The 24,992-nt window shown below is 60.1% G+C and carries 20 protein-coding genes; 11 read left to right on the top strand and 9 right to left on the bottom strand.

The window, feature by feature from the left end; all coding sequences use genetic code 11:
- On the bottom strand, positions 1 to 1,209 hold the full coding sequence (locus ACE3SE_RS04320; RefSeq protein WP_045848045.1) for an amino acid aminotransferase: 1,209 nt from the start codon (positions 1,207 to 1,209) through the stop codon (positions 1 to 3).
- Between the two features lie 295 nt (positions 1,210 to 1,504).
- On the opposite strand from ACE3SE_RS04320, the gene ACE3SE_RS04315 reads away from it, so the two are divergent.
- Positions 1,505 to 1,789 carry a hypothetical protein gene (locus tag ACE3SE_RS04315; RefSeq protein ID WP_374554033.1) on the top strand — a complete coding sequence of 95 codons (285 nt, stop codon included), beginning with the start codon at positions 1,505 to 1,507 and terminating at the stop codon, positions 1,787 to 1,789.
- 76 nt (positions 1,790 to 1,865) lie between these two features.
- On the opposite strand, the gene ACE3SE_RS04310 is transcribed toward ACE3SE_RS04315, so the two are convergent.
- The 6 genes from ACE3SE_RS04310 to selD form a co-directional block, all read right to left on the bottom strand.
- Positions 1,866 to 2,240 (bottom strand): cupin domain-containing protein, encoded by a 375-nt coding sequence (locus ACE3SE_RS04310; protein ID WP_374554032.1) that lies wholly within the window; start codon positions 2,238 to 2,240, stop codon positions 1,866 to 1,868.
- A 34-nt stretch (positions 2,241 to 2,274) separates the two neighbouring features.
- Positions 2,275 to 2,775: a DUF2867 domain-containing protein gene (locus tag ACE3SE_RS04305; protein ID WP_374554031.1), complete on the bottom strand. Its 501-nt coding sequence runs from the start codon at positions 2,773 to 2,775 to the stop codon at positions 2,275 to 2,277.
- A 167-nt stretch (positions 2,776 to 2,942) separates the two neighbouring features.
- Positions 2,943 to 3,629: a CDGSH iron-sulfur domain-containing protein gene (locus ACE3SE_RS04300; protein WP_374554030.1), complete on the bottom strand. Its 687-nt coding sequence runs from the start codon at positions 3,627 to 3,629 to the stop codon at positions 2,943 to 2,945.
- A 180-nt stretch (positions 3,630 to 3,809) separates the two neighbouring features.
- Positions 3,810 to 6,389: an ATP-dependent chaperone ClpB gene (gene clpB, locus ACE3SE_RS04295; RefSeq protein WP_374554029.1), complete on the bottom strand. Its 2,580-nt coding sequence runs from the start codon at positions 6,387 to 6,389 to the stop codon at positions 3,810 to 3,812.
- Between the two features lie 223 nt (positions 6,390 to 6,612).
- A complete protein-coding gene (locus tag ACE3SE_RS04290; protein ID WP_374554028.1) occupies positions 6,613 to 8,631 on the bottom strand; it encodes a methyl-accepting chemotaxis protein in 2,019 nt (672 codons plus the stop codon).
- 339 nt (positions 8,632 to 8,970) lie between these two features.
- Positions 8,971 to 10,011, bottom strand: a complete 1,041-nt coding sequence (gene selD, locus ACE3SE_RS04285; RefSeq protein WP_131354389.1) for a selenide, water dikinase SelD — start codon at positions 10,009 to 10,011, stop codon at positions 8,971 to 8,973.
- Between the two features lie 19 nt (positions 10,012 to 10,030).
- Between selD and mnmH the strand changes: the two genes are divergently transcribed.
- Positions 10,031 to 11,071, top strand: a complete 1,041-nt coding sequence (mnmH, locus tag ACE3SE_RS04280) for a tRNA 2-selenouridine(34) synthase MnmH (RefSeq protein WP_374554027.1) — start codon at positions 10,031 to 10,033, stop codon at positions 11,069 to 11,071.
- Between the two features lie 132 nt (positions 11,072 to 11,203).
- A complete protein-coding gene (gene mnmC / locus ACE3SE_RS04275) occupies positions 11,204 to 13,180 on the top strand; it encodes a bifunctional tRNA (5-methylaminomethyl-2-thiouridine)(34)-methyltransferase MnmD/FAD-dependent 5-carboxymethylaminomethyl-2-thiouridine(34) oxidoreductase MnmC (protein ID WP_374554026.1) in 1,977 nt (658 codons plus the stop codon).
- Here mnmC and ACE3SE_RS04270 read toward each other — a convergent pair.
- Positions 13,148 to 13,612, bottom strand: a complete 465-nt coding sequence (locus ACE3SE_RS04270) for an acyl-CoA thioesterase (protein ID WP_374554025.1) — start codon at positions 13,610 to 13,612, stop codon at positions 13,148 to 13,150. The two genes, mnmC and ACE3SE_RS04270, sit on opposite strands and share 33 nt — an antisense overlap.
- Positions 13,613 to 13,974: 362 nt before the next feature.
- Entirely contained in the window at positions 13,975 to 14,745 is a 771-nt protein-coding gene (locus ACE3SE_RS04265; RefSeq protein WP_062789018.1) for a sulfite exporter TauE/SafE family protein, read from the bottom strand.
- A 299-nt stretch (positions 14,746 to 15,044) separates the two neighbouring features.
- Here ACE3SE_RS04265 and ACE3SE_RS04260 point away from each other — a divergent pair, with 299 nt between their 5' ends.
- The 8 genes from ACE3SE_RS04260 (at position 15,045) to ACE3SE_RS04225 (ending at position 24,887) form a co-directional block, all read left to right on the top strand.
- Positions 15,045 to 15,236: a hypothetical protein gene (locus ACE3SE_RS04260; RefSeq protein ID WP_045848034.1), complete on the top strand. Its 192-nt coding sequence runs from the start codon at positions 15,045 to 15,047 to the stop codon at positions 15,234 to 15,236.
- 312 nt (positions 15,237 to 15,548) lie between these two features.
- Entirely contained in the window at positions 15,549 to 15,638 is a 90-nt protein-coding gene (gene kdpF / locus ACE3SE_RS04255; RefSeq protein WP_045848033.1) for a K(+)-transporting ATPase subunit F, read from the top strand.
- Position 15,639: 1 nt separating this feature from the next.
- Positions 15,640 to 17,448 carry a potassium-transporting ATPase subunit KdpA gene (gene kdpA, locus ACE3SE_RS04250; RefSeq protein WP_374554024.1) on the top strand — a complete coding sequence of 603 codons (1,809 nt, stop codon included), beginning with the start codon at positions 15,640 to 15,642 and terminating at the stop codon, positions 17,446 to 17,448.
- A gap of 39 nt (positions 17,449 to 17,487) precedes the next feature.
- Positions 17,488 to 19,611: a potassium-transporting ATPase subunit KdpB gene (gene kdpB / locus ACE3SE_RS04245; protein ID WP_445290644.1), complete on the top strand. Its 2,124-nt coding sequence runs from the start codon at positions 17,488 to 17,490 to the stop codon at positions 19,609 to 19,611.
- A gap of 28 nt (positions 19,612 to 19,639) precedes the next feature.
- On the top strand, positions 19,640 to 20,218 hold the full coding sequence (gene kdpC, locus ACE3SE_RS04240) for a potassium-transporting ATPase subunit KdpC (protein WP_131354405.1): 579 nt from the start codon (positions 19,640 to 19,642) through the stop codon (positions 20,216 to 20,218).
- An 80-nt stretch (positions 20,219 to 20,298) separates the two neighbouring features.
- Positions 20,299 to 22,995, top strand: coding sequence for a DUF4118 domain-containing protein (locus ACE3SE_RS04235; RefSeq protein ID WP_374554023.1), 2,697 nt, complete (start codon positions 20,299 to 20,301; stop codon positions 22,993 to 22,995).
- A complete protein-coding gene (locus ACE3SE_RS04230; protein WP_374554022.1) occupies positions 22,992 to 23,687 on the top strand; it encodes a response regulator in 696 nt (231 codons plus the stop codon). The genes ACE3SE_RS04235 and ACE3SE_RS04230 overlap by 4 nt, the downstream gene beginning before the upstream one ends.
- A 258-nt stretch (positions 23,688 to 23,945) precedes the next feature.
- Entirely contained in the window at positions 23,946 to 24,887 is a 942-nt protein-coding gene (locus ACE3SE_RS04225; RefSeq protein ID WP_374554021.1) for a carbon-nitrogen hydrolase family protein, read from the top strand.
- Positions 24,888 to 24,992 lie beyond the last annotated feature (105 nt).

Genomic DNA, 24,992 nt, shown 5'->3' with positions numbered 1-24,992 from the left:
TCAGCCCTTGACTACCTTGGCGATGGCTTCAGCCACATACGGCAGGTTCTTGCTGTTCAGCGCGGCCAGGCAGATACGGCCGGTGGATACGGCATAGATGCCGAATTCGCTCTTCAGCACTTCCACTTGCGCTGCAGTCAGGCCGGTGTAGGAGAACATGCCACGTTGCTGCGCCACGAAGGAGAAGTCCTGCTCAACACCCTGTGCCTTGATGGCGTCAACCAGACCGGTACGCATGGCGCGGATGCGGTCACGCATGCCTGCCAGTTCGTCTTCCCACTGCTGACGCAGTTCCGGGCTGGACAGCACGGCAGCAACGATGGCAGCACCGTGGATCGGCGGGTTGGAGTAGTTGGTACGGATCACGCGCTTCAGTTGCGACAGCACACGGCCGGTTTCTTCCTTGCTGGCAGTCACGATGGACAGAGCACCAACACGCTCGCCGTACAGCGAGAAGCTCTTGGAGAAGGAGCTGGACACGAAGAATTGCAGGCCGGAAGCCGAGAACAGGCGCACGGCAACGGCGTCAGCATCGATACCGTCAGCAAAACCCTGGTAAGCCATATCCAGGAAAGGAACCAGACCCTGGGCACGGCACACTTCCACCACTTCAGCCCACTGGGCGTCGGACAGGTCGGCACCGGTCGGGTTGTGGCAGCAGGCATGCAGCACGATGACGGAACCGGCAGCCAGACCTTGCAGGAAGGACTTCATGCCAGCAAAGTCAACGCCACGGGTTGCTGCGTCGTAGTAGGGGTAGTTTTCCACGGTGAAACCGGCGGATTCAAACAGCGCGCGGTGGTTTTCCCACGACGGGTTGCTGATGTAAACCTTGGATTCCGGATTCAGGCGTTTCAGGAAGTCGGCACCAATCTTCAGGGCACCGGTACCGCCCAGCGCCTGGGCAGTCACTACCTGACCATTGCTGATCAGCGCGCTGTCAGCACCGAACAGCAGGTTTTGCACGGCGCTGTCGTAAGCGGCCGGGCCTTCGATCGGCTGATAGCCACGCGGCAGCAGCGCATCAACGCGGGCCTTTTCCGCGGCCTTGACGGCAGCCAGCAGCGGGATCTTGCCATTGTCGTCGCTGTAAACACCCACACCCAGATTCACCTTGAAGGGACGGGTATCGGCGTTGAAAGCTTCGTTCAGGCCAAGAATCGGGTCGCGCGGGGCCAGTTCCACCGCGGCGAAGATCGAAGAGGTCATGCAGGGGCTCCATTTGCTTTGCAGAACAGCCGCAACCGGGCGCTGAGCATGCAGCAGGCCACGGCTGATTGATGAAAATCTTTGTCCGGCACAAAGTTTACCACCATCTGCGGCCTTGCTGCGCTGCAAAGCCGACAAAACAACAAGCTGCCAGCGCATTTGTGTCTGACAGGACATTGCATACAATCCACCGCTCGGACACGGCATCCATGCCCCTGACTTGAACCTTCTTGAACCTTGCACGCCAAGGTCTAGTCTCAATGCAAATACAAACGCATGATGAGGAGCTCTGACCATGAAAAAAGGCATCCTGCTGTTCTGGCCGTCTTTTCTGATCGCCGCACTGGCTACCAGTGTGTTTTTCTCGATTTTCGACCCCGCCGAGTTAACCCTGCACGGTAATGCCCTGTTTGCCGACAAGCTGTCGGCCTACTCGGTATTTTTCCTGATCAGCTGGGCTTTTGGTGCGCTCAATACTGCCATTGTGCTGGTACTGGAAAAGTCCTCCCGCGACATTAACGGCTTTACACCACCACCGGTACAGCCGATGGATGATGCGGAAGACCCGTTGCGCAACTGAAACGGCGTGCTGCATGAGCAGACAAGAAAGGGCGACTTAAGTCGCCCTTTTGCGTGACTGCTTTCAGCCAGACGCATCAGCCATGAGACGGTGCAACCGGAGTCTGCCCCACCACAAAGTATTTGCGCACCGGCTGCACCACCTCGAACACACCGGTGAAACCTGCCGGGATCACCGCCGCTTCGCCAGGCTTCACTTCCACCACTGTCCCGGCTTCATCATGCAGGCGCACCAGTCCTTCGATCACGCAGAAGAATTCATGCTTGTTATCGGCAAACTGAATGCGCCAGGCACCGGTCTCACAGGCCCAGATACCACAACTGAGCGCCTCGTCGGCGGTTTCGTAGTGAGTCCAGGTATGACGCTGCGGATTCCCGGCCAGCAGTCGATCCGGACGGGGCTGGTCGGCTACAGGTGTCACTGTCTGGGAAAAATGGGTGATCGCGAGCATGCGGCTTGTTTCCTGCAAACGAAAAACACCATTATCACCGTAGCTGCCTGCTGGAGCCAGACTCACCCAGCCGCTGCGCCATACGGCGCAACATCAGCTTGCTCAGCAGCCAGTGCACAGGCAGCACCAGCGCCAGATACAGCCAGCCACCCCAGTGATGTGGCCGTACCCAGGTTTCAACCTGCAGGCGGCTGCCACCAGCCTCGGGGCTGACTGACAGCAGAATGCGGAAATCCAGATGACGGTCATCCTCACCCAGCACCGCCAGTTGCGGGCCAAGGTGCATGATGCGGAACATGCCGATATGGCCGCCCGGTTGCAAGGACAAGGTTCCGGACTGCTGCATGGGGCCGGTCTTGAGGCCAAAGCGTGCCGCCAGCCGGTTACGCCATGCCATCAGGGTGGCTGCCCAGCCGGGTGCAGCAGTGGAAAAAGCCGTCAGCAGCTGTGCTGCGCCAAGGTCGGCCCTTCGGCAATGTGCCTGATGCATGTCGCGAAACGGGTAATGCGCAGCCTGTGGCAGGGAGTCCGGCATAAATGGTTTTCCTGGGACGAAAAGCTGATTATCCCGTGGCTTGTGTCCGCTGCTCCATGCCTGAAACTACCTAGTAGCGAGTGTTATCGGTGCTGCAATCAACTTGAATCCGATCTCGCAGGCCTGGTTTGCCTTTTTCCAAGCCTGCCGGCAAAGCCAGGCAACATTCAAAGACCGTCTTGCCACTTGATGGACGCATGCGAGCCGTCACAAAACGGCTTGTTAGCAGAAGCCCCGCAGCGACATAAGGTCATACGCTCCCGTACCGGATAGGGCTTGTCGCCCTCGACATCCAGCACATCCGCTGCTTTCACCCACAAGGCAGCCGAACAGTGCAGCTTCGGGTCTTCCAGCAAATAGAGCGCCTGGGTATCAGGCTCTTTGCTGATTTGTTCTTGCGACTGGATATCCCACACTTTCAAGCGACCAGCAGGGCAATGTTCTGCCTCGCGTACAGCCAAGGCTACCGACGCGGTATCCTCCTGCTCCACCAGATTCCAGATCTGGCCACCCGCATCGCAAAAGCGAGCAAAGGCACAGAGCTTTTCGGCATCGGACAAAGCAGCGACCGGCCCCTCTTGCAACTGTGCTTGCTGGAAATAGTCTGCGCGGGTCGCTTCTACCCGACCATCGAAACCGGTGGTCTGGTGGCTGCCATCACAGTAGGGCTTGTTGGCGGAATGACCACACCGGCACAACAAGCTGCCTTCTTCCTGCAATGGAAAGGCCTTGCCTTCGCGATAGCTCCAGGACAAGCCTTGTGCGTTTGGCTGAATGAACAGTTGGGTGATTTGCCTGGCACCCACCACGCGATAGGGCCCATTGGCCAAAACAGTAATTTTCAATGCTTTCATTGCCTGCTCCTGTGCGCTATTGAGCTACCCTTGCCGCATTATGTGACTGTCTGTTGGTACGGTAACTGGGGCTTATCACAGGTGGCGCAGTGACTTTTCCGATGGATCTGCCGGAAGTCGCCAAATGCAATAAAAAAAGCCGACCTGCTGGGTCGGCTTTTGGCAGTAGGTGTTTTCCAGTCAGGCAAACACCAGCTGACCGTCGCGTGCTTCCACCATGATGGTGGCCTTGGGCGGATACTTGCCAGCCAGAATGGCCTTGGCCAGCGGGTTTTCCAGCTCGTTCTGGATGGCACGCTTGAGCGGACGTGCGCCATAGACCGGATCGAAGCCTTCTTCCGACAGCAGCGACAAGGCGTCTTCGCTGATTTGCAAATTCAGCTCCAGCTTGGCCAGACGGCTTTCCAGACCCTTCAGCTGGATACGGGCAATGGCCTTGATGTTCTTCTCGTCCAGACCGTGGAACACCACTACCTCGTCGATACGGTTGATGAACTCAGGGCGGAAGTGGGTTTTCACCTCGGCCATCACCGCCAGCTTGATCACCTGATAGTCATCCGTTGCCATGGCCTGGATTTGCTGGCTACCCATATTCGAGGTCATCACCACCACCGTGTTCTTGAAGTCCACGGTGCGGCCCTGGCCATCAGTCAGGCGGCCGTCATCCAGCACTTGCAGCAGGATGTTGAACACATCCGGATGCGCTTTTTCCACCTCGTCCAGCAGAATCACGCTATACGGTTTGCGACGTACTTGCTCGGTCAGATAACCACCCTCTTCGTAACCCACATAGCCGGGAGGTGCGCCAATCAGCCGCGCCACCGAGTGCTTTTCCATGTATTCGGACATGTCGATGCGGATCAGGTGCTCTTCGCTGTCGAACATGAAGCCGGCCAGCGTCTTGCACAGCTCGGTTTTGCCCACGCCGGTCGGCCCGAGGAACAGGAAGGAACCATAGGGCTTGTTGGGGTCGGCCAGACCGGAACGCGAACGACGGATGGCATCGGCCACTGCGCGCACTGCTTCGTCCTGCCCTACCACGCGCTGGTGCAGCACTTCTTCCATGCGCAGCAGTTTTTCCCGCTCCCCGGTCAGCATTTTCGACACCGGAATACCCGTAGCCCGACTGATGACTTCGGCAATTTCCTCGGCACCTACCTGGGTACGCAGCAAGCGGTTGGGCTTGTTGTCCACGCCGGCATCGGCGGCTTCGGCCTCACGCAGCTGGGCTTCCAGCTGTGGCAGCTTGCCATATTGCAGCTCGGCCAGTTTTTGCCAGTCGCCCTTGCGCTTGAGGTCTTCCATGTCCACCTTGAGGCGGTCGATTTCCTCCTTGATGGACTGACTGCCTTGCGCCGCGGCTTTTTCAGCCTTCCAGATTTCTTCCATGTCGGCGTATTCACGCTGCAAACGCTGGATTTCGTCTTCAATCAACTGCAGGCGCTTCTGGCTGGCCTCGTCGGTTTCCTTGTTGACCGCTTCACGCTCGATTTTCAGCTGGATCAGACGACGGTCCAGCTTGTCCATGGCTTCCGGCTTGGAGTCCAGCTCCATCTTGATACGGCTGGCGGCTTCATCGATCAGGTCGATCGCCTTGTCCGGCAGGAAGCGATCAGTGATATAGCGGTTGGACAGCTCGGCTGCCGCCACGATGGCCGGGTCGGTAATGTCCACACCGTGGTGGATTTCATACTTCTCCTGCAGGCCACGCAGAATGGCAATGGTGTCCTCCACCGTCGGCTCATTCACCAGCACCTTCTGGAAGCGGCGCTCCAGTGCGGCATCCTTTTCGATGTACTTGCGGTATTCGTCCAGCGTGGTGGCACCAATGCAGTGCAGCTCGCCGCGCGCCAGCGCCGGTTTGAGCATATTGCCGGCATCCATCGCGCCATCGGCCTTGCCCGCCCCTACCAGGGTGTGGATTTCGTCGATGAAGATCAGCGTCTGGCCATCGTCCTTGGACAAATCATTCAGCACTGCTTTCAGGCGTTCTTCGAATTCGCCACGAAACTTGGCACCGGCAATCAGCGCTGCCAGGTCCAGCACCAGCAGCCGTTTGTTCTTCAGGCTGTCCGGTACTTCGCCATTGACGATACGCTGGGCCAGTCCCTCGACAATAGCGGTCTTGCCCACGCCGGGTTCGCCAATCAGCACCGGGTTGTTCTTGGTACGGCGCAGCAGCACCTGAATGGCGCGGCGGATTTCGTCATCGCGGCCAATCACCGGGTCCAGCTTGCCGTTACGGGCGCGCTCGGTCAGGTCGGTGGTGTACTTTTTCAGTGCCTCGCGCTGGCTTTCCGCGTCCTGACTGCCCACGGTCTGGCCGCCACGCACCGCCTGGATGGCAGCCTGAATGGCGTTGTGATTACCACCATGTTCTTTCAGCAGGCGGCCGGTTTCACCCTTGTCCTGCGACAGGGCGGACAGGAAGGACTCACTGGAGATGTATTCATCGCCCTGCTTGGTGGCAATCTTGTCGGTGACATTGAGCAGGTTGCCCAGCTCGCGCGAGACAGTGATTTCACCATTGGTGCCCTGCACTTTCGGCAGGCGCTGGATGGCGCTTTTGAGTGCCAGTTTCAAGCCCGGCACATTGACACCGGCACGGGCCAGCAGGCCGCCGATACCGCTGTCGTTGTCATCCATCATGGTCAGCAGCAGGTGTTGCGCCTCGATATAGGCATTGTCTTCAGCCAGCGCCATGCTTTGTGCGTCGCCCAGGGCCTGCTGGAATTTTGTCGTCAGTTTTTCGAATCTCATCAAAAAGCTCCCTTCAAACAAGATAACGCTCTGTTTGCAATATTCACGCATGCCACACACCCTGCCCGACCAGAAGGTGCAGCCATCTGTCACTGCATATGCGGGCAGATTTCAGCGCCACAAGGCATGGTATGTTTTTTTCTCATGGCTAAAAGCCATCGAGGCAACAATAGAAAAAGCCGGATGGTCTATCCGGCTTTTTCTATAGCAGTGCGCGCAGAAATCAGGTACGGAAGGCGCGGACTTCTTCCTTCAGGGCATCGGCCAGACCCGCCATATGGCGTGCCGTTTCTGCCGAGCGTTCGGCCGCATCGTTGCTGGCTTCGGCCTGCCGGGCCACCGAATTCACCCGCTCGGCCATCTGCTCCACGATGTCACGCTGTTGCGACAGTTCGCGGTTGATGTTTTCCACCACTTCCATCGCGCGACGCGAGTCTTCCACGATGGAGCCGATTGCCTGACGGGCGGCCGAGGTAATGGCAGCGCCTTCGGACGCCTGCACCACCGATTGGCGCATGGATTTGACCGCGCCTTCGGTCGCATCCTGGATCTTGCTGATCATCCCGCTGATTTCCTGGGTAGACACACTGGTGCGCTCGGCCAACTTGCGCACTTCGTCGGCCACCACGGCAAAGCCGCGCCCCATCTCCCCGGCACGCGCCGCTTCGATGGCGGCATTCAGTGCCAGCAAATTGGTCTGATCGGCAATATCGTGAATCACGTTGACGATGGCGGTAATCTGCTGCGCGCTGCTCTCCAGCATTTTCAGGCTGTCGGCCGCACCGGCCAGGGTGGCGGAAATCTGGCTGACGCCATCCACTGCGGCCACCAGGCTCTGGCTACCTTCCATGGCAGCCGCACTGGATGCGCGGGCGGCATCGCTGGCTTCACCGGCCACTTTTTCGATTTGCGCCACACCGGCAATCAGCATGCCGGTTTGCTCGGACATGGCCTGCGCACTTTGGCGCTGCTCGCCCGAGCTGGCGGCAGCGGCACCAGCCTTGTCGGACAAGTCCTGCGCGGCGTGGTCCAAGTCCACCGCATGGGAGCTGGTGCGGTTGAGTGCCTGCTGGAAGCTGTCCAGCAGGCTGTTCATGGCATCAGCTACCTGCCCTACTTCATCCTTGCGGTTGATGGCCAGCCGCCGGGTCAGGTCACGGCTATCGCGGATATTGCCTACGTCAGCCACCAATTGCTGCACCGGTCTTGCCACCAGACGACGGGTAAACAGCAGCAGCGCCAGCGCCAGAATGGTCAGCAGCAAGGCTGCACCACCAGCCAGCCACAGCAGCAGCTGGCGGTTTTCCTTTTCCAGCTCGCTACGGGTTTCATTGCTGACAATCATCCAGCCCCATGGTTTGTAAGTGGCATAGGACAGCATGTGTTCGGCCACGCCGGCATCACTGGGCAGCTTGACGTTGAGATTGCCCTGCCCGGCTGCCATCAGCTCGTTGGCATAGGCCTGGCCGTTGGCATCAAGGTCCTTGCTGACGGCCCGGCCGGACAATTTAGGATGCTGGACATACTGCCCGTAGGTTCTGGAAGCCTTGTTGACGTCGATGATGTCGACATGACCGCTTTCGGCCAGCTTCACCTTGGACAGACGCACCAGCAAACCGGCAATGCCTTCGGTGGCGCCCACGCCGACAAAGGTGGCGCCGATGACATTCTGCGCAGCATCCTTGATGGGGCTGTAACTGGTGATGTAGTCACGACCATACAGGTCCACCCGGCCGGAATAGTTCTCGCCATTCATCAGCTGGGCATAAGCCGGGCTGGCGTGATCGAGCTTGCTGCCCAGTGCGCGTCCGCCATCTTCTTTCAGCACCGAGGTAGCAATGCGCACAAACTCGTTGCCGTCCTTTACAAACAGGGTGGCGACATTACCGGTCTTGGAGGAAAAGCGGTCGACAATATCGTTGTTGCCATTGACTGGCGTACTGCCCAACACCAGTGCTGGCGTCGAGGTGCCGGCCACATCGATGCGGCTGGCCGGGTTAAGAGAGAATGCACCACCGATTTCGCCCAGCAGGACTTTCTCGAACTGCCGGGTGGTGATCTTGAGCGATTCATTAAAGGCATCAATCATGTTGAGCGACTGCGTCAGCAGCTGCGCCTGTACCTTTTCCGTCCGCTCTTGCATCACCCGTCCGGTGAACACATAGAGTGGCAACATCAGGGCCATTGCCACCACCACCATCAGGACTACCTGGGTCGTTACCAGCCGCGACCCAATGCTCATGCCTCGCTTCATCAGCTTCACCCTCTACACTGCCGCACCTGTTTTACAGGATTGTTTATTTATAATTCAGTATCTTTTTGAAATACTGGCTTTATATCAGCGAACAAGAAAAATGCGCGAGAAACATGCAGTTGTCAATGCAAACCCACGCTCTTGCCATTGCTGATCAAGCAAGAACAACGCCAGCAAACCCTGTACATTCAGCCAGATTAAAGCCTCATTCAGCAGCATAGCCTGCTTTTCCGCAGTGAGGGTGTGACAGCATCACCAGCGGCAAGCGGACAATAAAAAACCCGACAGTGCGTCGGGTTTGCTGTGGTTTGAACGGTATCAGTCCATTCAGTCAACACGGATGCGGGCAGCGCCGGCCTCCAGCCTGCCAATCACCCGTGCATAGCCGAAACCCTGGTCATGGAAAGCGGCCAGCACGGCATCGGCCTGCTCTGCTGCCACCGACACCAGCAAACCGCCACTGGTTTGCGGATCGGCCAGCAGGCGACGCTGCCACTGCGCCACGCTGTCGGCATAATCGACAGCCTGATCAAAACTGGCCTGATTGCGTTCGATGGCGCCCGGTCCATAACCCTGCTCGGCAAAGGCCTGCGCTTCACGAATCACCGGAATCCGTGCCATCTCCAGCTGCGCTTGCAGGCCGGAGCCCTTGCAGATTTCCAGCAAGTGCCCCAGCAGGCCAAAACCGGTGACATCGGTCAGCGCATGCACGCCGGGCAGTTGCGCCAGCGTGCTCCCCACCTTGTTCAACTGCGTGGTGGAGGCAATCAGCGCCTGATAGCCTGCCTCGTCCAGCACGCCCTTTTTCATGGCTTGCGCCAGAATGCCAACACCCAGGCCCTTACCCAGAATCAGCACATCTCCTGCGCGGGCATCGCTATTGCGCTTGAGCTTGTCCGGATGCACCAGTCCCAGCGCCACCAGGCCGTAAATGGGTTCCGGCGAGTCGATGGAGTGGCCACCGGCAATCGGAATACCTGCGTCGGCGCACACGGCCTGGCCACCATCCAGAATGGCGCGGATGGTTTCCACCGGCAGCACATTCACCGGCATGCCGACAATGGCCAGTGCCATGATGGGTGTGCCCCCCATGGCGTAGATGTCCGACAGCGCATTGGTGGCAGCAATGCGGCCAAAGTCGAAGGCATCATCCACGATGGGCATGAAGAAGTCTGTGGTGGCCACAATGGCCTGCTCGTCATTCAAGCGATACACCGCCGCATCATCACTGGTCTCGGTGCCGACCAGCAGTTGCGGGAACACCATTTTTTCCCTGGCGGTGGACAGGATGGACTCCAGTACCGCCGGTGCGATTTTGCAGCCGCAGCCACCACCATGAGACAATTGCGTAAGTTTGATTTCAGCCATCTTCAGGACCACTTTCCCAATGCACTTCAAGGTCGCGACGCTAGCACAGCTGGCGCAGTTTGACGAGATCATCGACGTGCGCTCGCCCGGCGAGTTCGCCGAGGATCATCTGCCGGGTGCCATCAACTGCCCGGTGCTGGATGACGCAGAGCGGATTCAGGTAGGCACGCTGTACAAGCAGGTGAGCCCGTTTGAAGCGCGCAAGCTGGGGGCGGCACTGGTGGCGCAAAACATTGCCCGCCATCTGCAACAGCAGTTTCACGACCGGCCCAAGCACTGGAAACCGCTGATTTATTGCTGGCGCGGCGGTCAGCGTTCGGCGTCGATGGTCATCATCTTCAGCCAGATCGGCTGGGCGGCCCACCAACTGGATGGCGGTTACAAGCAATACCGCCAGCAAGTGCTGGCCGACCTCGCCAGCCTGCCTGCACAGTTGGACTTGCAAGTGATTTGCGGCCCGACCGGTTCCGGCAAAAGCCGGCTGCTGGATGCACTGCACCGTGCCGGCAAACAGGTGCTGGATCTGGAAGGTCTGGCCCGCCACCGGGGTTCGGTATTGGGCAAGCTGCCCGATCAGGCACAGCCGACGCAAAAATGGTTCGACACCCAGCTGCACCAGGCCATGCTGCGGCTGGACCTGGCGCGGCCGGTATACATAGAGGCCGAAAGCCGCAAGATCGGCCAGATCACCCTGCCGGACAGTCTGTTTGCCCGCATGCACGACAGCGACTGCCTGCAGTTGCAGGTGGCACGGCCCGAACGGGTGCGCTTCTTGCTGGAGGACTACCCGTTTTATGTCAGCGAGCCGGAAAGACTGGAAACGCAGCTGGGTTTTCTCAAGGCCGTGCATTCGCGTGAGCAACTGCAACAATGGCAGGCCATGATCAGCCACGGCGACTATGCAGCACTGGTGGAACAATTGCTGGAACAGCATTACGACCCGCTCTACACCCGCTCCATGCACAGGCATTACCACCGGCTGCAACAGGCAGTGCTACTCAAGCCGGACAGCCTGCAGGCCGATGCACTGGATGCGCTGGCCGCCCGCCTGCCCGGTTAAGCAGTGTGTGCACTGCCCCGGATTAACCGCATTTGCCCGGTCGCATTGCGGCTGACGGTTCATCACACGGGTGCGCAGCCGGTGAAAGGGGTAGAATAGGCCCCTTACCGCGCTCCTTCTTCCTTGTTTGGCATGAGTTCACACGCACAACTCGACTGGCTGGATGGTCAGCCCGTTTCGGTCGCCTTTGGTGATGTCTATTTTTCCCGCAGCAGTGGCCTGGACGAAACCCGTCACGTCTTCATCCGGCACAACCAGCTGGAAGAACGCTTTGGCGACTTGCCGGCCCAGGGACAGTTCTGCATCGGAGAAACCGGCTTTGGTACCGGCCTGAATTTCCTGTGTGCCTGGCAGCACTTTCTGCAGCACGCGCCGGACACCGCCCGCCTGCACTTCATCAGCACGGAGCGCTATCCGCTAAGCCGGGCAGACCTGCAACAGGCGCTGGCCTTGTGGCCGGAACTGGCAGCACAGGCGGAACAGCTGTTACAGCAATACGATGTGCTGACCGGTGGCTGGCACCGCTTTGTGCTGGAACAGGGGCGCATCATGCTGACCCTGCTGATTGGCGATGTGCTGGAAACCCTGCCGCAGCTGGATGCCCGCATCGACGCCTGGTTTCTGGACGGTTTTGCCCCATCCAAAAACCCGGACATGTGGCAACCTGCCCTGTTTGCCCAGATGGCACGCCTGTCTGCGCCGGGCACCAGTTTTGCCACCTTTACCAGTGCCGGTTTCGTACGCCGCGGCCTGAAAGAAGCCGGGTTTGCGGTGCGCAAGGTAGCCGGCCATGGCCAGAAACGTGAAATGAGCTGTGGCGAACTGCTGACGCCACCAGCCAGGGCATGGTCAGCCCCCTGGTATGCCCGCCCTGCAGCAGTCGTACAACAAGAACGCAGCGCCATCGTGGTGGGAGGCGGTATTGCCGGGGCAGCCACCGCCCACAGCCTGGCCATACGCGGCTGGCAAGTCACCCTGATTGAACGCCTGCCCGCACTGGCCCAGGCAGCGTCCGGCAACCCGCAAGGCGTGCTCTACACCAAGCTGTCGCCGCACTTCACCCCGCTTACCCGTCTGGTACTGGCGGGCTATGCCTATTCCTTGCGCTGCCTGCACCAGCATTTGCCGCAGGGCGAAGACAGCTGGCAAGCCTGCGGCGTGCTGCAACTGGCGCACGACAGCAAGGAGGCCGAACGCCAGTCCCGGCTGGCGCAAGCCGGGCTGCCAAGCTCCTTGCTGCACTTGGTGGATAGTGAAGAAGCCAGCCGGATTGCCGGCATTGCGCTGCCAGTTGGCGGGCTGTTTTTCCCGCAAGGTGGCTGGCTGAACCCACCCAGCCTGGTGCAAGCCTTGTGCGCCCACCCCAATATCCAGCTGCGGACCAGCCATACCGTCATCGAGCTGGATTACAACCCGGTCGAGCAGAGTTGGCTGGCCAGCAGCGAACAAGGCCCGCTGGCCATGGGCAGTGCGGTGGTGCTATGTACCGCCGCCGATACCGCCGCCTTCGACAGCACCAGCCATTTGCCGCTCAAGGCGATCCGTGGCCAGGTAAGCACCCTGCCGGTGACCGCCGAGAGTGCCGCCTTGCAAACCGTGCTGTGCGGTGAAGGCTATGTTTCACCGGCACGCCATCAGCAGCATTGCGTGGGTGCCAGCTTCAAGTTTGACGCAGACCACCTTGATGTCACGACAGACGAACATGAGGAAAACCTGGACATGCTGGCAGGACTGGCACCTGCCCTGCACCAGGCCTTGCAGGCCGATACCCTGAGCGCGGAGCAACTGGGTGGCCGCGCCGCCTACCGCTGCACCAGCCCGGACTACCTCCCCATCATCGGCCCGGTGGTGAACCGGCAGGACTTTGCCAACTGCTACAGCGCACTGGCCAACGATGCCACGCTGCCACTGACACAAGCAGCACCGTATATTCCCGGCCTGTATGTGAATGCCGCCCATGGCTCGCGCGGCATGATCACCGCCCCGCTGTCCGGCGAAATCATTGCTGCCTATCTGGAAGGCGAAGCCGCCCCGCTACCGGTGGACCTGATACAGGCCGTGCACCCCAGCCGCTTTTTACTGCGCCGACTGATTCGCAAGCAGGGCTGAGCCTTCAGCCTGGCTGGCTACCGCCTGTTCAATCACCTGGCGGATGTCATCCGGAATGGCTACCGGCACCCCGGCCTGGTAGTCCACCCACACCAGGGTGACGTCGCCATAGGCATACACGGTGTGCGGGTCACCCTGCCGGTAGAAATGATGGCGCAACTGCAAGCTACTGCGACCCAGCTTTTCCAGCTCGATGGTGATTTCCACCGTGGCCGGGTAGGTCAGTTGCTTGCGGAAGGTGCAGGAGGTGCTGGCCAGAACCGGCCCCCTGCCCTGGGGATTGATGCTGTGCCCCATGGACTCCAGCCAGTTCAGGCGGATTTGCTCCAGATAGCGGAAGTAATAAGTATTGTTGAGATGGCCAACCGCATCCATGTCACCCCAGCGCATGGTGATGGTCTGGCGGTCAATGACCGGGTAGGTTTTTTCCAATATGTTCTCCTTACCTTTACGTCATGCTGTGCTGCATCATAACGCCGGCTGTCAAAATCCGTCACAAAAAAACCATGCAATGATGCTACTGAGAGCCAGTACGGCTTGCGCATAATCAGGCTGTTCCTGCTCTACAGCTTGTGTGGTGCAGGGACATGGCTGTCAGTCGGGTAATCGGTTCCCCCCGGCCCGCCTGACTGGCAGTTCCTGAGCGAAGGTGCAAGCTGGAGCCCCGTCCCCCAAGGCCGGGGCTCGTTTTTTTCCTGCGGCTGCCATCCAGCAGCACACCAGCCAGCCACAAAGCAAAAGGGCCGCAAATGGCGGCCCTGTTCATCTCATTCAGCAATCAGCCATTGCCGGCATTACATCACCAGCTTGGCCCCCACCACGGCCAGCATGACCGCCAGCGCAGGACGCAACCAGCTGTCGGTCAGGCTGCGAGTCAGCTTGCTGCCCAGCCAGATGCCGGGCAGCGAGCCCATCAGCAGGTTAAGCAACAGCATGTAATTGAGGTTCCCCATGCTGGCATGACCCAAACCCGCCACCAGCGTCAGCGGAACGGCATGGGCAATTTCGGTTCCCACCAGGCGTCGGGTGGGCAGGGCCGGATACAGTGCAAACAAGGCCAGGGTACCCAGGGCACCAGCACCAATCGAACTGAGGGTGACCAGCACGCCAAGACCCACGCCGATCAGCACGGTGGGCAAGGGCTTGAGCACCAGCTCTGCCTGCGGATTGCCAGTCGGGTTGATCAGCTTCATCAGCTTGGGTTTGAGCAGGATGGACGCGGCGGTCAGCAACAGCGCAATACCCAGCACCAGCTTGAAGACGGAATCCAGCACATGGCTGGAGAGATGGAGCCAGGACAAGAGGCCCAGCGTCAACAGCGAAGCGGGCACGCTGCCCATGGACAGCCAGCCGGTCAGCTTCCAGTCCACGTGTTTTTGCTTGTGATGGACAAACACCCCACCGGCCTTGGTCACGGCGGCATACAGCAAATCGGTGCCGACGGCGGTGGACGGCGAGATGCCGAACCACAGCAGGATGGGGGTCATCAGGGAGCCTCCACCCACGCCGGTCAATCCGACGATGAAGCCCACCACCAGGCCCGCAATTGCATATCCTAACTCCATGACCACTCCAGACTAAGTTCTGGCGCTATGCTACTGCACACAACATATAACCAACTAGATTGTTTGATTTATTCGATATTCAATAAAAGTCTATACCGCATCGCAACAGGGTTATACGGGAATGTCGGCGTCAAATCTGCTACAAATAACCATACGTGGGGAGATGTAGCGCGGCAAACACACAACATTTTGGGAATTGCTTGACTGATCAGGCTTTACAAATGTTTGAAATACAGTCAAGTTTTAATGGTTGGCACAACCAACCGCATGTTGTAGTACCCACATCAGGAGGTGCAAGGATGATTTCCCGTATTCCTCTCAGCGTCCGCCGCAAGCAGGCGCGTGATCAGCATGAAAGTTTTCTGTACGCGGTAGCCAAACCGCAATTGAGTGACACCGAACGCTGCCGGCAACAAAAGGTTCGCCAGCGCGCCCATGACCGTGATGATGCCCGCTTCATGGCCGAACGCTGCGAAGACGATCTGTTCTAGACACACTTCAACACTGCAAGACACCATGGCGCCACACGCTGGCGCCTTTCCCCTTTTGCATTCCGCCACACCCCGCAGACACCCCACACAGGCATGCATCCCGGCATGCCTGCTGATTTTTATCTTTTCTTTATCTCCCCTCCGCGCTTTTTAGCAGGTTTTTGACACCGTTTTGCGTACCTTTCACTGGCACCTAACGTCCACCAAAGGAAACGCAAAATGGATTTGGTCTACCTGGGCCTGACCCTGGGCTTTACCGCGCTGACATTGGCTTTTGTCGCAGCCTGCCAGCAGCTGGAGGGCAAATAAACCATGAACCTGTTTTATCTGATCAGTACCGTGATCGCACTGGGACTGCTGGGCTATCTGGTCTACGCCCTGGTCAAGCCGGAGAACTTCTGACATGAGCACACCTGCCTTTCTCCAACTGGGGCTATTCCTGCTTGTCCTGCTCGCACTGGCCTGGCCCCTGAGCAGCTATATCACCCGCGTCATGCAGGGGGAAAACCCCGGTGTGCTGCGATTTGTTGCGCCACTGGAACGCGGTGTCTACCGCCTGGCCGGTATCCGGCCTGATGAAGACATGGGCTGGCGCGGCTATGCAGTGGCCTTGCTGCTGTTCAATCTGCTGGGCGCACTGGCGGTTTATGGCCTGCAGCGTTTGCAGGGCATCCTGCCCTTGAACCCGCAGGCTTTGGCCGGCGTTGCGCCGGACTCTTCATTCAATACCGCCATTTCCTTCATCACCAATACCAACTGGCAAGGCTATGGTGGCGAAACCACCATGAGCTACCTCACCCAGATGCTGGGGCTGACAGTACAGAACTTCCTGTCGGCCGCCACCGGGGCCGCGGTGGTGATTGCGCTGATCCGTGGTTTTGCCCGCCACAACTCGGCCAGAATCGGTAACTTCTGGGTCGATGTCAGCCGCTTTACCCTGTATATCCTGCTGCCGCTGTCTCTGGTGCTGGCTCTGGTATTCACCCAGCAAGGTGTGATCCAGAACCTGCTGCCTTACCAGACAGCACACACCGTTGAGGTGACGCAGTTCCAGCAGCCCAAGCAGGATGCCAAGGGCAGCCCGCTCATCGGCAAGGATGGCAAGCCTGTCATGGTAGACAGCCAGACCCGGCAGCAAACCCTGCCGATGGGGCCCGTCGCCTCGCAGGAAGCCATCAAGATGCTGGGCACCAATGGCGGTGGTTTCTTCAATGCCAACTCGGCCCACCCGTTTGAAAACCCGACTCCCCTGTCCAACCTGCTGCAAGAGCTGGCCATCTTCCTGATTCCGGCCGCCTTGTGCCTGGTATTCGGTCGCATGGTGGGTGACAGGCGTCAGGGCTGGGCCATTCTGGCCGCCATGCTACTGATGTTTGCCACTGCCGTGGTGGTGGAAACCGGCGCCGAGCAGGCTGGCATTCCGCAACTGAGCGCCATGGGGGTAGACCAGCAGGCCAGCAGCCTGCAAGCCGGCGGCAATATGGAGGGCAAGGAAAGTCGCTTCGGCATTATCGATACCTCGCTGTTTACCGTCATTACCACTGCGGCGTCCTGCGGGGGCGTGGTGGCCATGCATGATTCGCTCACCCCTGTCGGCGGCCTGGTGCCTACCTTCCTGATGCAGCTGGGTGAGGTGGTATTCGGCGGTGTGGGTTCCGGCCTGTACGGCATGCTGGTCTTTGCCATTCTCGCGGTATTCATTGCCGGCCTGATGGTGGGGCGCACACCGGAATACCTGGGCAAGAAGATAGAAACCTACGAAATGAAGATGACGGCCATCACCATTCTGGTGACGCCCATCCTGGTACTGGTACTGACCGCCATTGCCGTCAGCCTGGATGCAGGCAAGGCCGGTATCGCCAACCCCGGCGCGCATGGTTTCAGCGAAATCCTCTATGCCTTCACCTCGGCCGCCAACAATAACGGCAGCGCCTTTGCCGGGCTGTCAGCCAACACGCCGTTCTACAACATCATGACCGCCATCGCCATGTTCTTTGGCCGCTTTTTGATGATTGTGCCCATCCTGGCCATTGCCGGTTCGCTGTCTGCCAAGAAGCGTCTGGCTGTCACCAGCGGCACCTTGCCCACCCACGGCCCGCTGTTCGTGGTGTTGCTGATCGGCACCGTGCTGCTGGTAGGCGCGCTCAACTATGTTCCGGCGCTGGCACTGGGCCCGGTGGTGGAGCATCTGCAAATGGTGAGCGGACATTAATCCTGCAAGCGGACACGCAACAGGATCAAGGAAATCAATATGAACGATCGCAATCATTCTTCTGTTTCTGCCACGGCAGAACAGTCTGCCAGCCAGCAGATCAAGACTGGCAAGGGCATGTTTGACCCGGCGCTGATCAAGCCGGCCATCATCGACTCTTTCAAAAAGCTGTCGCCGCGTACCCAGTGGCGCAATCCGGTGATGTTTGTCGTCTATGTCGGTAGCATCCTGACCACAGCGCTGTGGCTGCAGGCCCTGTTTGGCAAGGGCGAGGCCGCCCCCGGCTTCATTCTGGCCATTACCCTGTGGCTGTGGTTTACCGTGCTGTTTGCCAACTTTGCCGAAGCACTGGCCGAGGGCCGCAGCAAGGCACAGGCCGCCAGCCTGCGCTCGGCCAAGAAAAACGTGGTGGCCAAGAAGCTGTCCGGCCCGCGCCGCGACGCCGGTGTCACCATCGTGGATGGCCACAGCCTGAAAAAAGGCGACATCGTGCTGGTGGAAGCTGGCGATGTGATTCCGGTGGATGGCGAAGTGATTGATGGCGTGGCGTCGGTGGACGAATCAGCCATTACCGGCGAATCTGCCCCGGTGATCCGCGAATCCGGTGGTGATTTTTCCTCGGTCACCGGCGGCACCCGTGTGCTGTCGGACTGGATTGTGGTGAAGATTACCGCCAATCCGGGTGAAACCTTCCTGGACCGCATGATTGCCATGGTGGAAGGTGCCAAGCGCCAGAAAACCCCGAATGAAATCGCGCTGACCATCTTGCTGGTGGCGCTGACCATCGTATTCCTGATTGTCACCGTCACCCTGCTGCCCTACTCGCTGTTCAGCGTGGAGGCAGCCAAGGCAGGCTCGCCCATCAGCATCACCACGCTGGTGGCGCTGTTGGTGTGCCTGATTCCCACCACCATTGGCGGCCTGCTGTCCGCCATCGGTGTGGCCGGCATGAGCCGCATGATGGGTGCCAATGTGATTGCCACCTCCGGCCGCGCCGTGGAAGCGGCGGGCGATGTGGATGTGCTGCTCCTGGACAAGACCGGCACCATCACCCTGGGCAACCGTCAGGCATCGGCCTTCATCCCGGCACCGGGCATCACGGAACAGCAACTGGCCGATGCCGCCCAGCTGGCTTCGCTGGCGGATGAAACCCCGGAAGGCCGCAGTATCGTGGTGCTGGCCAAGCAGAAATTTGCCCTGCGCGAGCGCGAGCTGGCCAGCCATGAAGCCAGCTTCATTCCGTTTACCGCCCAAACCCGCATGAGCGGCATCGACTACGATGGTCGGCAGATCCGCAAAGGTGCCATCGACGCCATCCGCCGTCATATCGCCGAGCAAGGCGGGGCCTTCCCCGACGCGCTGGCCAAGAGTGCGGATGAAGTAGCCCGCCGCGGTTCTACTCCGCTGCTGGTGGCCGAAGGCAATCGTGCGCTGGGGGTGATCGAGCTGAAAGACATCGTCAAGGGTGGCATCAAGGAGCGCTTTGCCGAGCTGCGCCAGATGGGCATCAAGACCATCATGATCACCGGCGACAACCCGCTGACCGCCGCCGCCATTGCCGCCGAGGCCGGCGTGGACGACTTTCTGGCCGAAGCCACGCCGGAAGCCAAGCTCAAGCTGATCCGCAATCACCAGGCCGAAGGCAAGCTGGTGGCCATGACCGGTGACGGCACCAATGACGCACCAGCGCTGGCCCAGGCTGACGTGGCGGTGGCGATGAACACCGGCACCCAGGCGGCAAAAGAGGCCGGCAATATGGTGGATCTGGATTCCAACCCGACCAAGCTGATCGAGATTGTTGAAATCGGCAAACAGATGCTGATGACCCGCGGCTCGCTCACCACCTTCTCCATTGCCAATGATGTGGCCAAGTATTTCGCCATCATCCCGGCTGCCTTTGCCAGCACCTATCCGCAACTGGGCGCGCTAAACGTGATGGGTCTGAACAGTCCGGCCTCGGCCATCATGTCCGCCGTCGTGTTCAATGCGCTGATCATCGTGTTCCTGATTCCGCTGGCACTCAAAGGGGTGAAATACCACGCCAGAAGCGCGGCCGAACTGCTGCGCGGCAATTTGCTGATCTACGGCCTGGGCGGCCTGCTGCTGCCTTTTGCCGGTATCAAGCTGATCGACATGCTGCTGGGCAGCCTGGGCCTGGTCTGAACCGCGCCCTCACAAGAAGGAAATCATCATGCTCAAAACCCTGCGCCCGGCACTGGTGCTGTTTGTCATCCTGTCTGCCATCACCGGGCTGGCCTATCCGCTGCTGACCACGGGCCTCGCCCAGTTGCTGTTTCCGTATCAGGCCAATGGCAGCCTGATCGAGAAAAACGGCCAGATCATCGGCTCGCAGCTGATCGGCCAGAACTTCTCTGGCAAGCAGTATTTCTGGGGCCGCCCCTCCGCCACCAGCCCGCAAGCCTATAATGCCGGCAGTTCCGGTGGCTCCAACCTGGGCCCCACCAACCCGGCCCAGCTGGATGCAGTCAAAGGCAATCTGGAACGACTGCGCAAGGCACATCCCACCCAGACAGCCACCGTACCGGTTGACCTGGTAACGGCATCCGCCAGTGGGCTGGACCCGGACATCTCCGTCGCTGCCGCCTACTACCAGATGGAGCGTGTCGCTGCAGCACGCCAGATGCCGCTGGCCCGATTGCATAAGCTGGTGGATGACCACATCATTGGCGAAACCTTCGGCCTCCTGGGCGAACCGCGTGTCAATGTGCTGACGCTGAACCTGGCACTGGACGGCCTGGGCGCCAAGTAAACATCGCGCAGCGACCCTGCCATCCAGGAAGGCGGGGCCGCTGCGCGGTTTGGCTGCGACCGGCCAGAAAAAGAAAGCCGATGACTGATATCCGACCCGATCCCGATGCCCTGCTCGACGCCATCAAGCAGGATGAACTGGCCGCCCAGCGTGGCCGTTTGAAAATCTTTTTTGGCGCCTGCGCCGGTGTGGGCAAGACCTTCGCCATGCTCAGTGCTGCCCGTGTACGCCAGCAAGAAGGCTGCAAGGTACTGGTGGGCGTGGTGGAAACGCATGGCCGCAAGGAAACCGAAGCGCAGCTGCATGGACTTGAAGTACTGCCCCTCACACAGATTGAATACAAGGGCCGCAGTCTGGCCGAGTTTGATCTGGACAGCGCTCTGGCCCGCCAGCCGCAGCTGATCCTGATGGACGAGTTCGCTCACTCCAACGTTCCCGGCTCACGCCACAGCAAACGCTGGCAGGACGTGGAAGAGCTGCTGGCCGCCGGCATTGATGTCTATACCACGCTGAATGTGCAGCATCTGGAAAGCCTGAACGATGTGGTGGGCCAGATCACCGGCATCGTGGTGCGCGAAACCCTGCCCGATCATGTATTCGATCAGGCTGCGGAAGTGGCGCTGGTCGACCTGCCGCCGGACGAACTGCTGGCGCGACTGGCTGCCGGCAAGGTGTATCTGGCTCACCAAGCTGAACGGGCAGTGAAGAACTTCTTCCGCAAGGGCAATCTGCTGGCGCTGCGCGAGCTGGCCTTGCGCCGCACCGCCGACCGGGTGGATGCGCAAATGCGCGCCTACCGGGCCGACCAGTCAATCAAGCCGGTGTGGCATGCCCGTGAACGCTTGCTGATCTGCGTGGGACATGGTCCCGGTACGGAAAAGCTGGTGCGCAGCGGCAAGCGGCTGGCCGCCAGCCTGGATGCCGACTGGATTGCCGTATTTGTGGAAACCCCGGCACTGCAACGCCTGCCGGAAGCCCAGCGCGCCCGCATCATGAAGGGACTTAAGCTGGCACAGGAACTGGGCGCGGAAACCACGGTACTGGGCGGTAGCGACCTGGCCGCCACCCTGCTGGCCTATGCGCGCAGCCGCAATGTTTCCAAGCTGGTGGTGGGCAAGTCCTCGGCCGGGCCGTTGCGCCGCCTGCTGCGCCAACCCTTGCTGGAACAGCTGACGCGGCAGGCAGATGATGTCGATGTCTACGTGGTATCCCACGAGCACGACCCGGACAGCACAGCATCGCAGGAAGGTTTCAACCGGCTGCTGTTTGGTGAAGCCAGCCGGCAGAAACAAGGCCACGGCTATGTGGCTGCCTTGCTGGCCTGCCTGCTGACCACCGGTCTTGTGAGCCTGCTGACGCCGTTTTTTGACCTGTCCAATGTGGTGATGCTCTACCTCTTGGCCGTGGTGCTGATTGCCGTACGTTTTGGCCGCGGCCCCGGCGTGCTGGCCTCGCTGGTATCGGTGGCCACCTTCGACTTTTTCTTTGTGCCGCCACGGCTGTCCCTGTCGGTATCCGACACCCAGTATCTGCTCACCTTCGCCGTGATGTTTGCCGTGGCGCTGATCATCAGCCAGCTGGCCGCGCGCTTGCGCTTTGAAGCCAATATCGCCACCTACCGGGAACGCCGCACCCGGGCGCTGTACGAGCTGGGCCGCGAGCTGGCGGCAGCCCTGACCGCCAACCAGATCATCGACATCGCCGTCAGCCGCCTGCAACCCTTGTTCAATGCCAGCATCGTGCTGCTCACCCCCAACAGCCAGGAACAGCTGCGCGCCGAAAACGACAGTACAGCACAGGCCGATCTGGGCGTGGCGCAATGGGTCTACGACAAGCAGCAGGCCGCCGGCCTTGGCACCCAGACCCTGCCCTCCAATGCCATGCTCTACCTGCCGCTCAAGGCACCGATGCGCAATCGCGGCGTGCTGGCCGTGTTGCCCGAACAACAGGATCAGGTTTTCCTGCCGGAACAGCAACGCCTGCTGGAAACCTGCGCGGCACAGATTGCACTGGCGCTGGAACGGGTGCATTACGTCGAAGTGGCGCAGGACGCCATTGTCGCCATGGAATCCGAACGACTGCGCAACAGCGTGCTGTCCGTCATCTCGCACGACCTGCGCACCCCGCTCACCACGCTGGTCGGCCTCTCCAGCCTGCTGGCGGAAGGTCAGGTGGATGCGCGCAAACAAGCCAGCATTGCCCAGTCCATCCAGGAAGAATCGCTGCGCATGAACCATCTGGTGACCAATCTGCTGGACATGGCCAGGCTGCAATCCGGCGTCAAACTCAACAAGGCCTGGCAACTGCTGGATGACGTGGTGGGCAGCGCGCTGCGGGCTTGCCAGCGCAACCTGCAAGGGCATCAGCTGGAGGTGGCACTGGCCAGTGATTTGCCGGTGCTGGAATACGATGCCGTGCTGATTGAGCGCGTACTGGTGAACCTGCTGGAAAACGCGGCCAAATATACGCCGCCCGGCAGCCATATCACCCTGCTGGCCCAGCCGGAGGGCGCTACAATACGCGTTTGCGTGCAGGATGACGGCCCCGGCCTGCCCAGTGGACTGGAACAAAAACTGTTCGACAAATTCAGCCGCGGCAACAGCGAATCCACCACACCGGGTGTGGGCCTTGGCCTGGCCATCTGCCGCAGCATTGTCGAAGCACACGGCGGCCAGATTACCGCCAGCAACCGCCAGCCACACGGTGCCGCCTTCTGCTTTACCCTGCCGGTCAGCCAGATGCCGGCCCTGCCCGGCGACGAGGAAATCCAGCCATGAGTGAAACACCTGTCCACCTGGTGGTCATCGAGGACGAAAAACCCATCCGCCGTTTTCTGGCCTCGGCACTGGATGGCGACAACTGGGTGGTGCACGAAGCCGAAACAGGCAAGCAAGGCCTGATTGAAGTGGCCACCCGCAAACCCGACCTGGTGATACTGGACCTGGGCTTGCCGGACATGAACGGCATTGAAGTGATCCGCCAGCTGCGCGAGTGGACCGACCTGCCCATTCTGGTGCTCTCCGCCCGTACTCAGGAAACGGAAAAGGTACTGGCGCTGGATGCCGGTGCCGACGACTACCTGACCAAACCGTTTGGCGTGGCCGAGTGTATGGCGCGTATCCGTGTCTTGCTCCGGCGGCGCAACCAGGGTAGTGCCGCCCCGGTGCAAACCTTTGCCTTTGGCCCCATCGAAGTGGATCTGGTCAACCGCACCGTCAGCAAGCATGGCAAGCCCATCCACCTCACCCCCATCGAATACCGCCTGCTGGCTACCCTGATCCGCAACAGCGGCAAGGTCATCACCCACCGAGAACTGCTGCTGGCAGTGTGGGGGCCGTCCTTTTCCGAGCACAACCAGTACCTGCGCGTCTACATGGGACATTTGCGGCAAAAGCTGGAAGACAACCCGGCCATGCCGCAGCACATCCTCACTGAAACCGGCGTGGGCTACCGCCTGCTCGAACGCTAGCTACTGCGGCTTGCCCGGCCAGCCGCCCCACGGCCCGCTTGGCGGCTGTCCCGGCCTGCATGGCATTTTCCGGATGGCCGCCATTTTCACCTGACATATCAAGTAAAAATCCCTAGCAATCGACCAGCCATTTCCTGCCAGCATAATCAGAAATCGGCTATTTCTGGCCCACTTCCCGCATTTGTAGACTGCTCTCCCAGCCACCACTGAAACGCCTGCCCTCCGGCATCGCGCATCAGTCATCAATCGGGAGAGACCTTGAAACGCTTTGCCATTGCCGGCATCCAGATGCCGGTTTCCGCCTTCGAAGAAAACATCACCCGCATGGGGCACTACGTCGCCCATGTCAAACACCGTTTTCCCTGGGTGGACATGGTGCTGTTTTCCGAGCTGGCCGCCTACGGCCCCAATCCACTGCGCGCCGAAACCATGCCGGGAGAGGCCGAAGAACGACTGTGCCGGATTGCCGCGCGCCATGGCGTATGGCTGATTCCGGGCTCGCTGTTCGAACAGCGTGATGGCTGCATTTTCAATACCAGCCCGGTCATCAACCCGCAGGGCGAAGTCATCGCCCACTTCAGCAAGCTGTTTCCCTTCCTGCCTTACGAAAAAGGCATTACCGCCGGTGACCGGTTTGTGGTGTTTGACGTGCCGGGCGCAGGCCGCTTCGGCATCTCCATTTGCTACGACATGTGGTTTCCGGAAACCACCCGCACCCTGGCAGCCATGGGGGCGGAAGTCATCCTGCACCCCACCATGACCGACACCATAGACCGCGAGGTGGAGCTGGCCATTGCCCGCGCCTCTGCCGCCACCAACCAGCTGTATTTCTTCGACATCAACGGCGTGGGCGATGGCGGCACCGGCCGCTCCATCGTGGTGGACCCGTCCGGTCATGTATTGCACCAGGCCGGTTCAGGCGCGGAAATCATTCCGGTGGAAGTGGATTTCGACAAGGTAAGGCGCGAACGCGAACGCGGCCTGCGTGGTCTGGGCCAGCCCCTGAAGAGCTTTCGCGATCGCCGTTGTGAATTCCCCGTTTATCAGCGCGACAGCGGGGTGGATGGCTTCCTGCATACGCTGGGGCCGCTGGTCAAGCCGGAAGACCACGACCAGAGCGGGCTGTCCGGCCCAGGCGGCCCCGTGCCGGACAGCACGGCCCTGCCGGCCACGTCAGGCAATGAGCAAGACCCGCAATGATAGCCAGTGCCATGGCCATGCGCTGGCTGCGCCATTGCCGGCAGTGGCTGCAATCCATGTCAACCGCCAGCCGGCAGCACCTGGCAGCAAAAACATCACCGCGAG

Source organism: Aquitalea pelogenes (assembly GCF_041914625.1).
Classification (GTDB): domain Bacteria; phylum Pseudomonadota; class Gammaproteobacteria; order Burkholderiales; family Chromobacteriaceae; genus Aquitalea; species Aquitalea pelogenes.
The sequence above is the reverse complement of the archived record's forward strand: the minus strand, read 5'-3'. Positions and strand labels throughout refer to the sequence as shown.